A 16379-nucleotide genomic window follows, 5' to 3' on the forward strand; every position below is an offset into this window, starting at 1 on the left:
TCATTCAATTTCTGTGAAAAGGTCAAAATCAGCAGGGGTAAAAATAAAATTTCAAGCGTTTTTTAAAATAATTCCTTAAATTCGCAATCACAAATAACAAAAGAAAAAATCGGCAAGTGAGTTTCGGAATTATAAACCTCCTTTTCGATAATAAATACTAAAAACCAAAAAAATGAAATACGACGTTATTGTTTTAGGAAGTGGTCCTGGCGGATATGTTACAGCAATTAGAGCATCACAATTAGGCTTTAAAGTAGCTGTAGTTGAAAAAGAAAATCTTGGTGGTGTATGTTTAAACTGGGGATGTATCCCAACTAAAGCATTATTGAAATCAGCTCAGGTTTTTGATTACTTAAAGCATGCTTCTGATTACGGATTGAAAGTTTCTGAATTTGATAAAGATTTCCCTGCTGTTGTTCAAAGAAGCCGTGGTGTTGCTGAAGGAATGAGCAAAGGAGTTCAATTCTTAATGAAGAAAAACAAAATTGACGTTATCGAAGGTTTTGGAAAACTAAAACCAGGAAAAAAACTTGACGTTACAGATAAAGACAATAAAGTTACTGAATACAGCGCTGATCATATTATCATCGCAACTGGAGCTCGTTCTCGTGAGCTTCCAAACTTACCTCAAGATGGTGTAAAAGTAATTGGATACCGTCAAGCAATGACGTTGCCAACTCAGCCAAAATCTATGATTATTGTAGGTTCTGGAGCAATTGGAGTTGAGTTCGCTCACTTCTACAACTCTATGGGAACTGAAGTTACGATCGTAGAATTTATGCCAAACATTGTTCCTGTTGAAGACGAAGACGTTTCTAAGCAAATGGAGCGTTCTATGAAAAAAGCAGGTGTAAAAATTATGACTAACTCTTCTGTAGAAAAAATTGATACTACAGGAAATGGAGTTAAAGCAACTGTAAAAACAGCAAAAGGAGAAGAAATTCTTGAAGCTGACATCGTGCTTTCGGCAGTTGGAATTAAAACAAACATCGAAAATATTGGTTTAGAAGAAGTTGGAATCGCTGTTGACAGAGATAAAATCTTAGTAAACGCTTACAACGCAACTAACATTCCTGGTTACTATGCAATTGGAGATGTTACTCCTGGGCAGGCTTTAGCTCACGTAGCTTCTGCTGAAGGAATTAACTGTGTTGAAAAAATCGCAGGTTTACATGTAGATCCAATCGATTACGGAAACGTTCCTGGTTGTACATATGCTACTCCAGAAATCGCTTCTGTAGGTTTAACCGAAAAACAAGCAAAAGAAAAAGGTTACGAATTAAAAATTGGTAAATTCCCATTCTCAGCTTCAGGAAAAGCAAAAGCTGCTGGTGCTGCTGACGGATTCGTAAAAGTAATCTTTGATGCTAAATACGGAGAATGGTTAGGATGTCACATGATTGGTGCTGGTGTTACTGATATGATTGCTGAAGCAGTTGTAGCTCGTAAACTAGAAACTACAGGTCATGAAATCCTTAAATCTATCCACCCTCACCCAACAATGAGCGAGGCAGTTATGGAAGCTGTTGCTGATGCATACGGCGAAGTAATTCACTTGTAACAATAACCAGAGACGCATTTGCATCTCTTCGGTTACATATTATTTTCAATTTAAAAAAGTCCGGTTTGTGAAAGCAAATCGGATTTTTTTATTGTTAAAGTTTAAGCCGTTTATAAGATTTTTTTTATCTTGGAGTTAAAATATAAATACAGCCTGCAATTAAAATTAAAATAATACAGAATGGAAAATACACCAATATTCTTTGCCGACGGAGAAAATCCAAGAATGATCGAAGCACACAAAAAAGCACAAGAAACGTTTAAATATTTCTGGAGAGAATTATCGTGGGAATACCGTCGAATAGTTCCCGGACTTGATGTTGCTTGTGTAAAATTGGCTTTTACTCAGGAAATAGATGGTGAAATTCTAGTCGAACATATGTGGATTAACGATATCAATTTTGACGGCGATACTATTTATGGCGTTTTAGTAAATCAACCCGATGAGCTAACCAATGTAAACAACGGAGACGAAGTACAAATACCAGTCAACCAAATAAGCGATTGGTTATTTGCTATTCAAGGTAAAACCTACGGAGCCTTTACCATACATGCAATGCGTTCAGAAATGGATAAGAACGAAAGAAAAGAACACGACAAAGCTTGGGGCTTAGAATTTGGAGATTTCGACGATATTCAAGTTGTTTCAGATCAAAAAGAAAAACCCGAAAATCTTATAGAACATCCAATGAGTAAAAACATGAAAGACAGCCTTGTTGATTTTCTAAAAAACAATCCCAAAGAACTTACATCAAAAGATGAATTAGGTTATACTTTTCTTCATCTCGAAACAATTGCAGGAAATAAAACCTCAGTTGAAGTTTTACTAAAATCTGGAGCAGATACTACAGCCAAAACCAACAACGGCAAAACCCCGCTTGATTTTGCAAAACAACTAAACTGGGAACATTTAATTCCTTTGTTATAATATAAAACATCTAAAATCCGATTGGTATAAACCAATCGGATTTTTTTATTAGAAACTAGATCTGCTTACAATCACTACTCAGCAGAAGCCTTCAACAAGCAAAAAACATAAACAACTGATTTTTAAATACATTCTTTTAAAAAATCACTTACCTATACTTTTTTTTCATAATTTTAACACTAAATTTAATTCAAAAAAGCCCTCAACCAAATAATGCGCTCATTAGATTAATAAATTACCCTTTCATAAGAAATATAGATTTCTTATAAATATTAAGCAGAAAGATTATTTTCAACTTCTAAGTTTTTTCCAGAGTCGGTTTTGACAAAGAATAATCTACAGGATGTTGAAAAATTAAAATAATAAAATTTATATCCACTAAATAAATTAATGTTATGAAAAAAATCCTTCTTTCTTTCTTGTCAGTATTTCTCCTGACAGCCTGCAATAATAATCAAACCAATAATGCAGAGAAAATCGACAATTCAAATACAGCTGGAACTGAATTTAAACCTGCAAATATTAAAGAACAAATTTTGTATCAACGCGCAGTTGAAGCTGCAGTATGGGGAATGCCGGCAGTTAATTTTCAATTGATGTACGATGCACTTGCAAAAATAAACGGTAATTACAATCAAGTTGTTATTTGGCCAAAACTGTTAGATTGGAAAAATCAAACTCTTACCCCAAATCCTGATGTAATTTATTTAATGCCATTTTTCAATACAGAAAAAGTAGGTCCTGTTGTATTAGAAATTCCACCAGCAGACAATGGCGTTTTTAATGGCAGTGTAATGACTTACTGGCAAAATGCAATTGAAGATGTTGGTCCTGGCGGAGTTGATAAAGGAAAGGGCGGAAAATATCTATTTTTACCTCCCGGCTATGATAAAAGCAAAATACCCGCAGGTTATATCCCTTTGCAATCTGATACTTACAGAGGCTATGCCCTTTTGCGCTCTGTATTAAAAAGCGGCAGTGCTGCCGATGTTGCTGCGGCAGTAGCTTACTCCAAACGCATTAAAGTTTATCCGCTCAGCGAAGCTTCAAAAAATCCAACAACTGTTTTTATCGATGCGAGTAATGATGTGTACGACTCAAACATTCGGTATGACCACACTTTTTATCAAACATTAAATTCAATTGTGCAAACAGAGCCTTGGCTTACAAGAGATCGTGTAATGATTGATCCTTTAAAAACATTAGGTATTCAAAGAGGGAAATCTTTTGCTCCTGACGCCCGCACTAAAGAAATTCTAACACAAGCCGTAAAAACAGCTAAAGAATGGCTTTTATATAATTACGAAATAACACCTCCTTTTTACAAAGACACACATTGGTTTTTTCCTGCAGATGAAGACAATATTAAAAGCGTAAAAAGTCAATACTCAATCTCAGAAATTTATCCTATCGACAATAGAGCCGTTTGTTACATGATTGCTTTTTTTAGCGCTAAACATCTTGGTGAATCACAATTTTACTTAATGCAGATTGTAGACAAAGATGGCAATCCACTTGATGGCAATAGCACTTACAAAGTAAATGTTCCTGCCAATGTTCCTGTAAAACAATACTGGTCAATGACAGTTTATAATAGAGACACGCACACCTTTATTCGAAACCAAAAACGTGCAGGGCGCTCATCGCAAAGCCCAGAATTAAAAACGAATAGTGACGGTTCTGTCGATTTATACTTTGGTCCAACTCCGCCACCAAGCGGTGAGTCAAATTGGGTGCCAACAGATCCTAAAGGCAAGTTCGAAATATTAGCACGTTTTTACGGCCCAACACCTGCCTTACGTGATCAAAGCTGGAAATTAACTGATTTAGAAAAAGTTAAATAACGAAAACTAAAATATTCTAAGGTCAAAATCTGATCCGTGTAAACAGATCAGATTTTTTTTAGGATATATTCGGCTTATCTACCGTTTTTTTCTTTTAATTTGATTTTTAAAAATGATCTTCTTAATTTATTTTTATTAAAAACATTGAAATAAAAGACCAAAACACGCAATCTATACTCAACCTTGTAAAGATCAAATTAAATAATGAAATCTAAATCTCAAATCATGATAAAAAAATTAATTTTATTTGCCGTTTTAGTATTAGGAACAAAAGCTGCTGCTCAAGATCAAGGTTTCAAAATTCCAGATTACAAGACAATTGAAAAAGAAATTCAAGATAAAAAATCAACATTTTATTATCCTCAATTAATAGAACGATTAGTAAAAAACGATACTTTACTAACACACGACGATTTCAACCATTTGTATTTTGGTTACGTTTTTCAGCCCAAATACAATGCTTTTTGGAAATCGCCAAATGAAAAAAAACTAAATGAAATTTATGGTAAAGAAAAACTGGAAAACAAAGATTACGATGAAATTATCAAACTAATCAACAATAGTTTAAGCGAATTTCCATTTGATCTCAGACAGCTCAATCTTCTAGCTTATACTTATCACTTAAAAGGCGATGAAGTAAATTCAAAAATAGCTTCTTTTAAATTTCACAGCATCATGAATGCTATTTTATCTTCGGGCGACGGAAAACAATGCGAGACAGGATTTCATGTTCTTCTTGTTGAGCATGAATATGTACTGCTTAATGTTTTCGAACTAGAAAGTAAATCACAATCTTTAGTAGATCATTGTGATTATTTAAGCTTCGAGAAAGGCAAATATCAAGTTGACGGCATCTATTTTAATATCGAAAAAATGCTCGAAAATGAATCTAAAGTTTTGAGGTAAAAGCATGAATTTATAATTCAATGAAAATAATAGAAGCTAGAAATAAAGATTACGAAGCATTAAGAATTCTATTTTTAGAAGAAAGAAAAAGAACTTTTACATGGCTTAATTCTTCCGAATTTCAATTAGATGATTTCGAAAAATATACACAAGGCGAATTAATTTTAACGGCTCTGCAGGAAGATATTCCCATTGGCTTTATTTCAATCTGGACGCCTACTAATTTTGTGCATCATTTATACATTCACCATAAATATCAAAATAAAGGTATCGCTACTAAACTACTAAAAGCCGCAGTCTCCAAAACTAATTTCCCGCTCGCTTTAAAGTGTTTAGAAAATAATCTAAAAGCTGTTGACTTTTATAAAAGAAAAGGCTTCATCGAAAAAAGAAAAGGACAATCTGAAAATGGAACTTATATTTTATTTGAGTTAAATAAATCATTAATAACAAAGTATTAGAAAAAAACTATCAACCAAGAACCATGAATCTCAATAAAATAAAAGTCTATCATATATTTTGGATCGTTGCGCTGCTCATTTTAATTATCGGATTCATTCAGAATAACGATGATCCAACGGCTAATCTAGATATCAATATTCACGATACTTATTACGTAGTACGTAATTTTGACAGTACTATCTTTTTATTTATTTGCTATTTCATAATGGGATTTGGCTATTGGCTTGTTCAAAAAGTATTTAGAAAAAAGCTTGTAAAAGCTTTAACTATACTTCATTCTATAATCTTTATTGGCAGTTTTGTAATTTATTGGATTGTTTTACTTTATAGTAAGATGTTTCTACAAAAACCTGAATTCCCTTCATTCTTGAGTGATTATCAATTAATAAACTCGACTTTAGTTCTGGAATTATTAGTAATTACTTTTATTGGAATACCCGTATACATTATCAACTTATTAATTGGGCTGATTAGAAAAAAGCAAACAGAAATACTTTCAAAAATCTAAAATCTAAAATCTAAAATAGAGATCCTCTCTGTCTGAAACACCCCTTAAAAATGTCTTTTAAACACCCTAACATATTGATTTTTAAACAATAACTTTGATATTCAACTTTTAAAAATTAATAATTATGAGTGCAGCAGATTTTACCACAACAATAACTGTCGATCAATCTCCAGAAGAAGTTTTTAATGCCGTTACCAATGTTCGTAATTGGTGGTCGCAGGAAATTGAAGGAAACACAGCCCAATTAAATGATGAATTTGATTATCATTTCGAAGATATCCATCGCTGCAAAGTAAAATTAATTGAAGTTATTCCAAATCAAAAAGTAGTTTGGCTGATTGAGGAAAACTACTTTAAATTTACTGAAGATAAAACAGAATGGACAAACACAAAACCTACTTTTGAAATTTCAGAAAAAAATGGAAAAACAGAACTTCGTTTTACTCATTTTGGTTTAGTTCCAGAATACGAATGTTTTGAAATCTGCCAAGACGCTTGGACAAATTATATACAAAACAGCTTAAAAAAGTTAATCACAACAGGCAAAGGCGAACCCAATGCAGCTGGAAAACCACAAACCGAAAACGAAAAGAAACTATCATCTAAATAAATTTCATAAATTCGTGATACAAAACCAGAATCTATGAATCCTATTTTAAGAAATATACTTGCCGTTATTGCCGGCCTTTTTGTTGGAAGTGTTGTTAATATGAGTATTATATTAGTCAGCGGTTCTATAATTCCGCCACCAAATGGAGCAGACAATACAACAATGGAAGGTTTGCAAGCCACCATGCATTTATTTGAAGCCAAACATTTTCTATTTCCTTTCTTGGCGCACGCTCTCGGAACGTTTGCAGGTGCATTAACAACAGCCTTAATCGCTGCAAATCACAAAACAAAACTAGCCTTAGTTATAGGAGGTTTCTTTTTATTAGGAGGAATTGTAAGCGTTTGTTCTTTACCGTCTCCAATATGGTTTACAATTGTCGATTTAGTTTTTGCTTATATCCCAATGACCTATTTGGCATTAAAGTTAGTTGCAAAGAAATCCTAAATTTGGAAAAAAATGGATGAGAAATCAGCTCAAACAAAACCCGCCAAAATGTGCTACGAACATATTGGCGGAAAACTTGGTCAGCTGCTTGCCATAACTTTTGCAGAAAAAGGCTGGATTGCAAAAAAGAATCCCGCTGATAAACATTTCTATATTACAGATTTGGGCTTAACCGAATTTGCAAAACTAGACATCGATCTCAGCCAGATAAAACCTGAAAATTTATAGTACATTCTCTAAATTCCGTTTCTATTTTCTTTAAATCCTTCTAAATTTCATAACTTAGTTAGCTGTTAATCACAATATCATGACTAGGAAAGAAATTGCGCAAAATTTTTTAAAACTTGCGGCCGGCGGTCACTCACACGAAGCATTTAGGCTTTATGTGGGCAAAAAATTTAAACATCACAATGCTTATTTCAAAGGTGATGCCGACACTTTAATGCTGGCAATGGAAGAATCGGCAAGGACAAACCCTAACAAAATTTTTAAAATTCATCATATTTTAGAAGACGAAAAGTTAGTTGCAGTACATTCGCATTTAAAACAAACCCCAATAGACATAGGTTTCGCAGTAGTTCATATTTTAAAATTCAAAGCTGATAAAATTATAGAATTATGGGATTTAGGTCAATCAATTCCCACAGAAACAATTAACGAAAATGGAATGTTTTAATTCAGTTGCAGTTTTAAGTAAATCATTAAACTGATACTGAAAATAGAATTCAAAAAAAAATACAATGGCAAAAAATAAAACTACAGAAACTCAAAGCAGCGTTACTGATTTTATAAACACGGTTGAAGACGAATCAAAAAGAAATGATGCTTACGAGCTTATTAAAGTAATGCAGCAAACAACTGGTTTTGAACCTAAAATGTGGGGATCAAGTATAATTGGGTTTGGATCATATCATTATAAATATGCGAGCGGACATGAAGGCGATGCTCCTTTGGCCGCTTTTTCTCCAAGAAAAGCTGCAACCACAGTTTACTTCTATTTATCTGAAAGCACCGAAAAGGAACTTGCAAAACTAGGAAAACATAAATCATCAAAAGCATGTATTTATATCAAAAAACTAAGTGATATTGACCTAGAAATTTTAAAAAATGTAATACTGCTTTCGATTAAAGAAGTACATAATTTATATCCAGCAAAATAAAAAAATGAGTCCCGTTTTACCCGAAAATAGCTCGCAGCATCTCAATGATCGTTTTGCATTTGAGAGTATCGTTTTTGTATTTATTATTATAACTTTTGTTTATTGTTTTTATAGACGAAAAAAAATATACCTGAATCTCAAGGAATCTAAAGATTATAATGGTTTTCCAAATATCAGACTTTATTCAAGTTTATTGTTAATATTTATTATTGCCATAACCTTAGTTTTTAACTATATAATGAAGCTTCTATCATAAATATATTTTCTAACCAACAAATACCACAATTCTTAAAAAATGGTTACATTCCTAATTTTACTTTTCGTACTAGTACTTATAGCCTATAATTTTTTACGGCATCCAAAATTTGGAAAAAAGCCTTCGGGCGAAAGACTGGCTTTAATACAGAAATCTCCACAATATAAAAATGGAAAATTCGAAAATCAAAACTTTACGCCGGATCTAGCCGAAGGAGCAAATTACTTTTCAGTTTCTTATGAATTCTTCTTCAAAAAAGTAGAACGAAAAATCCCTGCTGATTTAATTCCTTCTATTAAGACTAATTTGCACGAAATTCCAGTTAATCAAGATGTATTAGCATGGTTTGGACATTCCTCCTATTTTATTCAATTAGAAGGAAAACGTTTTTTAATAGATCCCGTTTTCAGCGGAAACGCCTCTCCTATTTCGGGCACAACAAAAGCTTTTAAAGGAACAGATGTTTATACTGTTGACGATTTGCCGGAAATTGATTATTTATTGATTACACACGATCATTACGATCATTTAGACTACGAAACCATTCTAAAATTAAAAGCAAAAACAAGAAAAGTAATCACAGCGCTTGGCGTAGGTTCGCATTTTGAATTTTGGGGATTTGAGAAAGAAAATATTATTGAGAAAGACTGGTATGAAAAAATAGAACTTGATGAGAACTTAATACTTCACACCACGCCATCTAGACATTTTTCTGGTCGAAGTTTTACACGCTGCAATACGCTTTGGACTTCTTTTGTTCTTGAAACCAACGATTTCAAAATATATCTGGGAGGCGACAGCGGTTACGATTCTCATTTTGCCGAAATTGGTCAAAAATTTGGCCCTTTTGACATTGCTTTAATCGACAACGGTCAATACAATAAAAACTGGAAATACATTCATAATATGCCCGAAGATGTTATAAAAGCAATGCACGATTTAAAAGCAAAGAGAGTTTTTCCCGTTCATTCTTCAAAATTTGCATTGGCACTTCACGCTTGGGACGAGCCTTTGAAAAAAGTAACCGAATTGAATCGTTTACATGAAAAACCACTTCCATTAATTACGCCATTAATTGGAGAAATAGTGGAATTGAAAAACGAAAAACAAGAATTTAAACAATGGTGGAACGGAGTAAATTAAATTAGTATTACTTAAAAAAATCATGAATACCTCAAACTATATAATTCGAAATGCTCTTCCTTTAGAATTTGAAAAAATAGGACAACTATTAATTCAAGTTTATTCACAACTAGAAGGTTTTCCGAAAGAAAATGAACAGCCCAATTATTATAAAATGCTGGCAAATATTGGCGATTTTACAAAACACCCAGAAACGGAACTTCTTGTGGCTGTTGATGAAAAAAATACAATTCTAGGAGCTGTTGTTTACTTTAATGATATGCAATATTATGGTTCTGGCGGAATTGCAACTCAAGAACAAAACTCGGCAGGATTTCGTTTATTAGGCGTTGACAATAAGGCACGCGGAAAAGGAATTGGAAAATTATTGACACAAGAATGCATTAAAAAAGCAGCCGAAAACGATCGAAAACAGCTTATAATTCATTCTACTTTAGCCATGAAAACGGCTTGGAAGATGTATGAAAACATTGGTTTTAAAAGATGTGAAGATCTAGATTTTATGCAGGGAGAATTGGCTGTATTTGGCTTTAGATTACCTATTTCATAAAACCAATCCAACTTAATTAATTTGTTGCAAAAAAACACTAAAAATGACAACATCAAATTTTAATTTACAACCCGATTTCTTAGAAAATGAGATCACAAAATTGATTCCGCTAGAGGAAAACCATTTTGAAGCATTATTTCAAGCAGCATCTGACCCGCTGATTTGGGAGCAGAATCCTGTAAAAAACCGACATGAAAGAGAAGGTTTTAAAACCTATTTTGAAATCATAAGTACAAAAAATCCGTTCTTAATTCTAGATAAAAAAACCAATGAAATAATGGGAACCACAAGTTTCTATGATTTCAATCCCGAAAAATCCAACGTTGGAATTGGCTACACTTTTATTACAAGAAAATACTGGGGCGGTCCTTACAATAGTTCAATTAAAAAGTTACTGATAGATTATGCTTTTCAGCACGTTAATTCAATCCTTTTTCACGTTGGAGCAGAAAATTTTCGTTCTCAAAAAGCCGTTTTAAAACTGGGAGCAGAAAAAATAAACGATATCCTATTTAACATTAATGGTACCGAAGTACCATATTTTGAATATGAATTGAAGAAAAAGTAAATTACAAAATGGTAGTCTTTCAACTTGCTTCTTGCATCTTTAAGACTCACATCAAAAAAATAACAATGAAAAGAATAACTGTTTTCTGTGCTTCCAGTTTTGGAACCGAAAAAATCTACGAAGAACAAGCAATTGCTTTAGGAAAAACTTTAGCCGAACAAAATATAGAATTAGTTTATGGAGGCGCAAATGTAGGTTTAATGGGCGCTGTTGCAGATGGAGCTTTAAACGCAGGAGGAAAAGTAATTGGTGTGCTTCCTAATTTTTTAAGGTCTAAAGAAATTGCTCATTTAGGTTTAACCGAATTAATTTTGGTAGAAAGTATGCACGAACGAAAAACAAAAATGAATGAGTTATGCGATGGTGTAATTGCACTTCCCGGCGGTTTTGGAACTCTAGAAGAATTGTTTGAAATGCTGACTTGGGCACAATTAGGATTACATAAAAAACCAATTGCCATTTTAAACGTAAATGGTTTTTATGATGCACTGATAGCATTACTGCAAACAATGACAGAAAAAGGATTACTGAAAGAAGTCAATCAAAAAATGCTTTTGGTTAGTGAGACTATTGATGATTTACTTTATCAAATGAAAAATTATGTCGCTCCAACTGTAGGAAAATGGATTGATAAAAAAGAATTATGAGTTAGATATTTGGAGTTACAAGTAAAAAATTAGAGTTACATTTACGAATCAATCCTGCTTCTAACAAACAACATATAACTTCGAGAAAAAATGAAAACGGAAAACAACAAATTTGCAAAAGCCGAAATGCTGATTCGAAAACCTCTTTCAGAAGTTTTTCAAGCTTTTATTGATCCTCAAATAACAAGTAAATTTTGGTTTACAAAAGGGTCAGGAAAATTAGAAGAAAACCAAAAAACAGAATGGACTTGGGAAATGTATGGTTTTACACTTTCGGTTACAACCATTGTTTTACAAGAGAATAAAAAAATCGTTATTGAGTGGGGAAATACAGGAGAAACAACTTTAGTTGAATGGATTTTTGCGCCATTAAATGAAAATGAAACTTTTGTGAGTATTACAAATTCAGGTTTTAAGGGAGATACTGATAAAATAATCGATCAAGTTCGCAATTCAACCGAAGGTTTTACTCTGGTTTTAGCTGGAGCAAAAGCGTATTTAGAGCATAATTTACAATTGAATTTAGTTTTAGATCGTTTTCCGAAAGGACTAGCTTAATTGTGATTTAACCGCAAAGTATACGAAGTAATTATTTCTAAAAAACACAGTTTTACAAGTTCTCAAAGGAAACCTAAAACTTGAAACAAAAAAAATGGAAACAAAGAAACCCGAAAATATCGACGAATATATTGGCGCATTTCCAAATGACGTTCAAGAAATTTTAGAAAAAGTTCGAATGACAATTCAGCAAGCTGCGCCAGAAGCCAAAGAAAGAATTAGTTATTCTATGCCTGCTTTTGAACAAAATGGAATCGTGGTTTATTTTGCTGCTTTTAAAAATCATATAGGTTTGTATGCTTTGCCAAGCGGTCACGAAGCTTTTGCTGAGGAACTCTCAAAATATAAATCAGGAAAAGGTTCTGTTCAGTTTCCTTTAAAAGAAAAAATGCCCTACGATTTGATTACTAAAATTGTAAAATTTAGAGTCAAAGAAAACCTTGAAAAAGCGAAAAAGAAATAAGTCTAAATGAATTTAACAGAACATTATAATCAACTTTATAAAAGTGCTTCTGAAGCTATTTTAAACGAAAAATATAATTTAGATCCTTATATTAATGATAGTTCAGATTCCAGATTTGGAATTACACTTCTTGCTCGTCCAAACGAAAAAATTAATACCGAAATTCAGCTGCTTTTAGACAAATTAAAAGCCGTTGAACCGTCTCAGTATTATTATCCAAACTCAGATATTCATATTACCGTACTCTCTATTATTTCATGTTACCAAGGTTTTAACTTAGATAAAATTGCTGTTGAAAAATATATAAATACGATTCAGAAAAGCTTAATAGATCTAGACGAAATCACGATTGAATTTCGAGGTGTTACTGCCTCAAATTCAGCGATAATGATTCAAGGTTTCCCCACAGATGAATCTTTGAATAACTTAAGAAATAAACTTCGAGAAAACTTCAAAAATTCTGCTTTAGAGCAAAGTATCGACAGCCGATATTCCATTTCTACAGCGCATTCAACAGTAATGCGTTTTACAGAAAAACTTGTAAATCCCGAAAAACTAATTGAAATTACAGAAGAGTTTCGTGATTACAATTTTGGATTTTTTAAAGTGGATAAAGTAGAACTAGTCTTTAATGACTGGTATCAAAGGAAAGAAAATACAATTCATTTGAAAAACTTTGACTTATAATGTTTTTAACTACTGAAAACCCAGCTGTTTTCTCAATTCTAAATTCAAGCTGTATTGTTCTTGAATTGGAATAATTTTTCGTGTGCTTTTATTAATATCACTTCCTTCAGCCGTCCAAAGAAAAGGATAAAAATTAAAGACCTCGTCGCCTTTTAATTTCGAAACCTCATCACGCCATCCATTCCATCTGTTTCCTTCATAGAACTTATCCAAATCATTATTAAAACAAAAACCTAGAAACTCAGAATAAGTAATATCAAGCGGTTCATATTCTAAATTATCAGGAGAAAAATAGTAAATCTTCCCTAAATCATTTCCCAGTCCGCCGCCATTCAATAAATAAAAACCGCCAATTGCATCATCAGCAATTAATAAAAAAGAAGGTGTTTCGCCAAACTCATTAAACGATTTTCCTTTATTCCAATCAGGTAAAGTTCTATTAAATCTTGAATTTCCAGAGCCAAGAATTCGAATCCAGCCATTGTCGACTAAAATACCGCCGGTCATAAAAACAACCGCTCCCATAGTTGAACGTGTAGTTACCTGAGTTTTATATAAGACTTCTTTAGCTTTTACCGCATCAACAGGTAAAACCTCAACCTTATTTTTTGCCGTTTTAATCCAATCTTCAACAACCGGCCATCCCGGATCAGCTTTATCTATAAGTTCTTCTGCTTTTTTCATTTTGTTCTGTGCACTTACTGTAAAAGTAAAACATATCATTATAATTAATAGAAAATTTCGTGTCATCTATGCGATTTATAACTTTAAAAATTGCCTAACCTTTCTTCAAAATACTTCCCAAACCACGACCAATCTGCTCAATAGCTTCCAAACTTTTGGTTAACGGCGTTGCGGTAAAATCTTCGTAAGCATCCATAGAACTCTCTTTTCGATCATCTTGCGGATAAACTAAAATAATGTTATTGTCGCCAAAGAATTTCTCGAATTTCTGAGGAAGTCTCTCAAAAATAGATTGATACGACACAGAACCTTTTCTAGATAAATTAAAAACAATTAGATCATTTGGCTTGATCTCATCTGAAATAACTTCAAAGTTATCCCAATCTAAAATGCTTTTAAAGCCGAATTTAGCATTTAGCTTCAAACTATTGGCAATCTGCTGAATAGTTTGATGTGTTTTATACTCCGCATAAATTACAATCGGAATACTTAATTCTTGCGATAATCTTGAAATTTTCTGAAGCAGAAGTTGAAAACCGACACCTCTTTCAGAAAATGGCGGACAAATAAACACCAGTCTTTTATCTTCTATAAATGTTTTTTGAAAACGACAGATGAATAAACTTTTATCAACATTATTAATAATCGAATCTACGTTCTCTCCAAAAATTTTATCTAAAAATCCTGTTTTTCTCGGCCAGCCGACAATCACAATATCTGACATGATTTCTTTAGAAGTTCTTGCAATACCACTTGCAGGATTATGGTCAATTCTGGCAATTGTATTAATCTTAACTTCAGAAGCTGAACCTTGAATTACAAATTTATCGACTGCTTTTCGGTACTTTAAAATATTCTTTTCGGCTTGATCATTATTAGGAACAATGGTTAAAAGCGTAACCGGATTAGCTGATTTTTTGTCTTTTATTAAAAGTGCAAAATCTAATAAACTGGCTGTCGCCGAAGTTTTAGCCAGCGGAATCAAAATATGTTCGTCTAATATTTGATCTTTATCTGCATCCTCTGTAGAAACTTCTTCTTCGCAAATGGCAATTTTTTTAGCTGCTTTTTCAGTTGCAAATGAAGCAACAATACAAGTAATCAGAATCAGAATAATAGTTCCGTTTAAAATATTTTCATCAAGAATTTTAGCTTTAAAACCCACTAAAATTACGGCTAGAGTTGCAGCAGCATGTGCACTGCTTAAGCCAAAAATAAGTTGTCTTTCAGTCTTTGTATATTTAAAAACAATTTGAGTAAAAAAGGCGGCAATCCATTTTCCAAAAATAGCCACAACACTCAAAGTTGCTGCTACAATTAAAGCTGTTGGTCCGCTTAAAATTACACTTATATCAACAAGCATTCCCACAGAAATCAAGAAAAACGGAATAAATAATGAGTTTCCTATAAATTCTATTCTGTTCATTAAAGCTGACGAATGCGGAATTAAAGGATTTAATGCCAATCCCGCAACGAAAGCACCAATAATAGGCTCCACTCCCGCTACTTCTGCCAAAAACGCCGCAAAGAAAACTACTGACAGTACAAAAATATAATGCGCGTGTTTTTCGCTTTCTAATTTTTTGAAAAACCATTTTGCAATTCTCGGAATCACTAAAAACATAATGGCCGAAAAAATGGCAAGTGAAACTCCAAGTTTTATCCAAAAAGCTTGATTTAGACTTCCTTGTGCACTTCCCATAATTACCGCAAGAATAATCAAAACGGCAGTATCTGTTAAAATTGTTCCTCCTACTGTTATAGCAACTGCTTGATTTTTTGCGATACCAAGTTTACTCACAATAGGATATGCCACCAAAGTGTGTGTTGCAAACATACTTGCTGTTAAAAAACTCGCATTAAAATCATATTTTAAAAGATAAAAACAAACGGGAAAACCAACAGAGAGCGGCAGAATAAATGTAAAAAAACCAAACAATAAACTCTTATTACGATTGGCTTTGAACTCATTCATATCCAATTCTAAACCCGCAATAAACATAATATACAAAAGTCCTATGGTCGAAAACAAATCAATTGCTGAGTTCTTGGCAAGTATGTTAAGTCCATGCGGACCAATGATAACTCCAGAAATGATAAGACCTATAATACCTGGAATATTTATTTTTTTAAGTAAAATGGGAGACAACAAGATAATAAAAAGTATTAACGAAAAAATCAATACTGGGTTACTTAACGGTAATTCGAATTCTTGTAAAAAATGCTTGAAAAATTCTATCATAGTGTAATTTTAATCTTCATTGTGGTATTTTAATTTTCTCTCAAAATGGTGTCTTAAATTAGAATATTTTTTATCTGAAGATATAATTAATTTTGTTTTTGCGAAAGTCTAAACATATTGTTTTTGCACTTGCATCTATTACAAAAATACCTAAAA

At 32.7% G+C, this 16379-nt stretch carries 20 protein-coding genes; 18 read left to right on the forward strand and 2 right to left on the reverse strand.

Annotation, left to right across the window (positions count from 1 at the left end; genetic code table 11):
* Nucleotides 1-172 precede the first annotated feature (172 nt).
* From lpdA to BOW57_RS11785, 18 genes are all read left to right on the forward strand, one after another.
* Nucleotides 173-1561, forward strand: coding sequence for a dihydrolipoyl dehydrogenase (gene lpdA, locus BOW57_RS11700; protein ID WP_089053238.1), 1389 nt, complete (start codon nucleotides 173-175; stop codon nucleotides 1559-1561).
* A gap of 180 nt (nucleotides 1562-1741) precedes the next feature.
* Complete coding sequence (locus BOW57_RS11705; RefSeq protein WP_129054451.1) at nucleotides 1742-2488, forward strand: DUF2314 domain-containing protein; 747 nt, start codon at nucleotides 1742-1744, stop codon at nucleotides 2486-2488.
* 395 nt (nucleotides 2489-2883) lie between these two features.
* Nucleotides 2884-4332, forward strand: a complete 1449-nt coding sequence (locus tag BOW57_RS11710; RefSeq protein WP_129054453.1) for a DUF1214 domain-containing protein — start codon at nucleotides 2884-2886, stop codon at nucleotides 4330-4332.
* Nucleotides 4333-4557: 225 nt separating this feature from the next.
* Nucleotides 4558-5238: a DUF4919 domain-containing protein gene (locus BOW57_RS11715; RefSeq protein WP_241687437.1), complete on the forward strand. Its 681-nt coding sequence runs from the start codon at nucleotides 4558-4560 to the stop codon at nucleotides 5236-5238.
* Between the two features lie 20 nt (nucleotides 5239-5258).
* The gene (locus BOW57_RS11720; RefSeq protein ID WP_129054455.1) at nucleotides 5259-5699 is read left to right on the forward strand and encodes a GNAT family N-acetyltransferase; all 441 of its coding nucleotides are present in this window, start codon (nucleotides 5259-5261) and stop codon (nucleotides 5697-5699) included.
* A gap of 23 nt (nucleotides 5700-5722) precedes the next feature.
* Nucleotides 5723-6208, forward strand: coding sequence for a hypothetical protein (locus BOW57_RS11725; protein WP_129054457.1), 486 nt, complete (start codon nucleotides 5723-5725; stop codon nucleotides 6206-6208).
* 124 nt (nucleotides 6209-6332) lie between these two features.
* Complete coding sequence (locus tag BOW57_RS11730) at nucleotides 6333-6818, forward strand: SRPBCC domain-containing protein (RefSeq protein ID WP_129054459.1); 486 nt, start codon at nucleotides 6333-6335, stop codon at nucleotides 6816-6818.
* A 33-nt stretch (nucleotides 6819-6851) separates the two neighbouring features.
* Nucleotides 6852-7265, forward strand: a complete 414-nt coding sequence (locus BOW57_RS11735) for a hypothetical protein (protein WP_129054461.1) — start codon at nucleotides 6852-6854, stop codon at nucleotides 7263-7265.
* Nucleotides 7266-7277: 12 nt separating this feature from the next.
* Complete coding sequence (locus BOW57_RS11740) at nucleotides 7278-7493, forward strand: ArsR family transcriptional regulator (RefSeq protein ID WP_129054463.1); 216 nt, start codon at nucleotides 7278-7280, stop codon at nucleotides 7491-7493.
* Nucleotides 7494-7572: 79 nt separating this feature from the next.
* Nucleotides 7573-7941 (forward strand): polyketide cyclase, encoded by a 369-nt coding sequence (locus BOW57_RS11745; protein ID WP_089053230.1) that lies wholly within the window; start codon nucleotides 7573-7575, stop codon nucleotides 7939-7941.
* A 64-nt stretch (nucleotides 7942-8005) separates the two neighbouring features.
* Nucleotides 8006-8425, forward strand: coding sequence for a DUF1801 domain-containing protein (locus tag BOW57_RS11750; protein WP_129054466.1), 420 nt, complete (start codon nucleotides 8006-8008; stop codon nucleotides 8423-8425).
* 295 nt (nucleotides 8426-8720) lie between these two features.
* Nucleotides 8721-9824 (forward strand): MBL fold metallo-hydrolase, encoded by a 1104-nt coding sequence (locus BOW57_RS11755; protein WP_129054468.1) that lies wholly within the window; start codon nucleotides 8721-8723, stop codon nucleotides 9822-9824.
* Nucleotides 9825-9846: 22 nt separating this feature from the next.
* Nucleotides 9847-10374, forward strand: coding sequence for a GNAT family N-acetyltransferase (locus BOW57_RS11760; protein WP_129054470.1), 528 nt, complete (start codon nucleotides 9847-9849; stop codon nucleotides 10372-10374).
* Between the two features lie 43 nt (nucleotides 10375-10417).
* Nucleotides 10418-10942: a GNAT family N-acetyltransferase gene (locus tag BOW57_RS11765; RefSeq protein ID WP_129054472.1), complete on the forward strand. Its 525-nt coding sequence runs from the start codon at nucleotides 10418-10420 to the stop codon at nucleotides 10940-10942.
* A gap of 65 nt (nucleotides 10943-11007) precedes the next feature.
* Entirely contained in the window at nucleotides 11008-11589 is a 582-nt protein-coding gene (locus BOW57_RS11770; RefSeq protein WP_129054474.1) for a TIGR00730 family Rossman fold protein, read from the forward strand.
* A gap of 90 nt (nucleotides 11590-11679) precedes the next feature.
* Nucleotides 11680-12147: an SRPBCC family protein gene (locus tag BOW57_RS11775; RefSeq protein WP_129054476.1), complete on the forward strand. Its 468-nt coding sequence runs from the start codon at nucleotides 11680-11682 to the stop codon at nucleotides 12145-12147.
* 94 nt (nucleotides 12148-12241) lie between these two features.
* A complete protein-coding gene (locus BOW57_RS11780) occupies nucleotides 12242-12610 on the forward strand; it encodes an iron chaperone (RefSeq protein WP_129054478.1) in 369 nt (122 codons plus the stop codon).
* A gap of 6 nt (nucleotides 12611-12616) precedes the next feature.
* Nucleotides 12617-13297, forward strand: a complete 681-nt coding sequence (locus BOW57_RS11785; protein ID WP_129054480.1) for a mutarotase — start codon at nucleotides 12617-12619, stop codon at nucleotides 13295-13297.
* 9 nt (nucleotides 13298-13306) lie between these two features.
* On the opposite strand, the gene BOW57_RS11790 is transcribed toward BOW57_RS11785, so the two are convergent.
* Together BOW57_RS11790 and BOW57_RS11795 are read right to left on the reverse strand one after the other, a co-directional pair.
* On the reverse strand, nucleotides 13307-14047 hold the full coding sequence (locus BOW57_RS11790) for a DUF2625 domain-containing protein (RefSeq protein ID WP_206734743.1): 741 nt from the start codon (nucleotides 14045-14047) through the stop codon (nucleotides 13307-13309).
* 28 nt (nucleotides 14048-14075) lie between these two features.
* Nucleotides 14076-16223 (reverse strand): cation:proton antiporter, encoded by a 2148-nt coding sequence (locus tag BOW57_RS11795; RefSeq protein WP_129054482.1) that lies wholly within the window; start codon nucleotides 16221-16223, stop codon nucleotides 14076-14078.
* Between the last annotated feature and the right edge of the window lie 156 nt (nucleotides 16224-16379).

The organism is Flavobacterium sp. YO64, assembly GCF_004119505.1.
GTDB classification, from domain to species: domain Bacteria; phylum Bacteroidota; class Bacteroidia; order Flavobacteriales; family Flavobacteriaceae; genus Flavobacterium; species Flavobacterium oncorhynchi.

Excerpts from the sequence above, each read along its gene's own strand:
- BOW57_RS11740 (WP_129054463.1), top strand. The coding sequence starts at position 7,278 with ATGGATGAGAAATCAGCTCAAACAAAACCCGCCAAAATGTGCTACGAA.
- BOW57_RS11795 (WP_129054482.1), bottom strand. The coding sequence starts at position 16,223 with ATGATAGAATTTTTCAAGCATTTTTTACAAGAATTCGAATTACCGTTA.
- lpdA (WP_089053238.1), top strand. The coding sequence starts at position 173 with ATGAAATACGACGTTATTGTTTTAGGAAGTGGTCCTGGCGGATATGTT.
- BOW57_RS11760 (WP_129054470.1), top strand. The coding sequence starts at position 9,847 with ATGAATACCTCAAACTATATAATTCGAAATGCTCTTCCTTTAGAATTT.
- BOW57_RS11785 (WP_129054480.1), top strand. The coding sequence starts at position 12,617 with ATGAATTTAACAGAACATTATAATCAACTTTATAAAAGTGCTTCTGAA.
- BOW57_RS11730 (WP_129054459.1), top strand. The coding sequence starts at position 6,333 with ATGAGTGCAGCAGATTTTACCACAACAATAACTGTCGATCAATCTCCA.
- BOW57_RS11710 (WP_129054453.1), top strand. The coding sequence starts at position 2,884 with ATGAAAAAAATCCTTCTTTCTTTCTTGTCAGTATTTCTCCTGACAGCC.
- BOW57_RS11725 (WP_129054457.1), top strand. The coding sequence starts at position 5,723 with ATGAATCTCAATAAAATAAAAGTCTATCATATATTTTGGATCGTTGCG.
- BOW57_RS11770 (WP_129054474.1), top strand. The coding sequence starts at position 11,008 with ATGAAAAGAATAACTGTTTTCTGTGCTTCCAGTTTTGGAACCGAAAAA.
- BOW57_RS11755 (WP_129054468.1), top strand. The coding sequence starts at position 8,721 with ATGGTTACATTCCTAATTTTACTTTTCGTACTAGTACTTATAGCCTAT.
- BOW57_RS11775 (WP_129054476.1), top strand. The coding sequence starts at position 11,680 with ATGAAAACGGAAAACAACAAATTTGCAAAAGCCGAAATGCTGATTCGA.
- BOW57_RS11745 (WP_089053230.1), top strand. The coding sequence starts at position 7,573 with ATGACTAGGAAAGAAATTGCGCAAAATTTTTTAAAACTTGCGGCCGGC.
- BOW57_RS11715 (WP_241687437.1), top strand. The coding sequence starts at position 4,558 with ATGATAAAAAAATTAATTTTATTTGCCGTTTTAGTATTAGGAACAAAA.
- BOW57_RS11735 (WP_129054461.1), top strand. The coding sequence starts at position 6,852 with ATGAATCCTATTTTAAGAAATATACTTGCCGTTATTGCCGGCCTTTTT.
- BOW57_RS11780 (WP_129054478.1), top strand. The coding sequence starts at position 12,242 with ATGGAAACAAAGAAACCCGAAAATATCGACGAATATATTGGCGCATTT.
- BOW57_RS11705 (WP_129054451.1), top strand. The coding sequence starts at position 1,742 with ATGGAAAATACACCAATATTCTTTGCCGACGGAGAAAATCCAAGAATG.
- BOW57_RS11765 (WP_129054472.1), top strand. The coding sequence starts at position 10,418 with ATGACAACATCAAATTTTAATTTACAACCCGATTTCTTAGAAAATGAG.
- BOW57_RS11720 (WP_129054455.1), top strand. The coding sequence starts at position 5,259 with ATGAAAATAATAGAAGCTAGAAATAAAGATTACGAAGCATTAAGAATT.
- BOW57_RS11750 (WP_129054466.1), top strand. The coding sequence starts at position 8,006 with ATGGCAAAAAATAAAACTACAGAAACTCAAAGCAGCGTTACTGATTTT.
- BOW57_RS11790 (WP_206734743.1), bottom strand. The coding sequence starts at position 14,047 with ATGACACGAAATTTTCTATTAATTATAATGATATGTTTTACTTTTACA.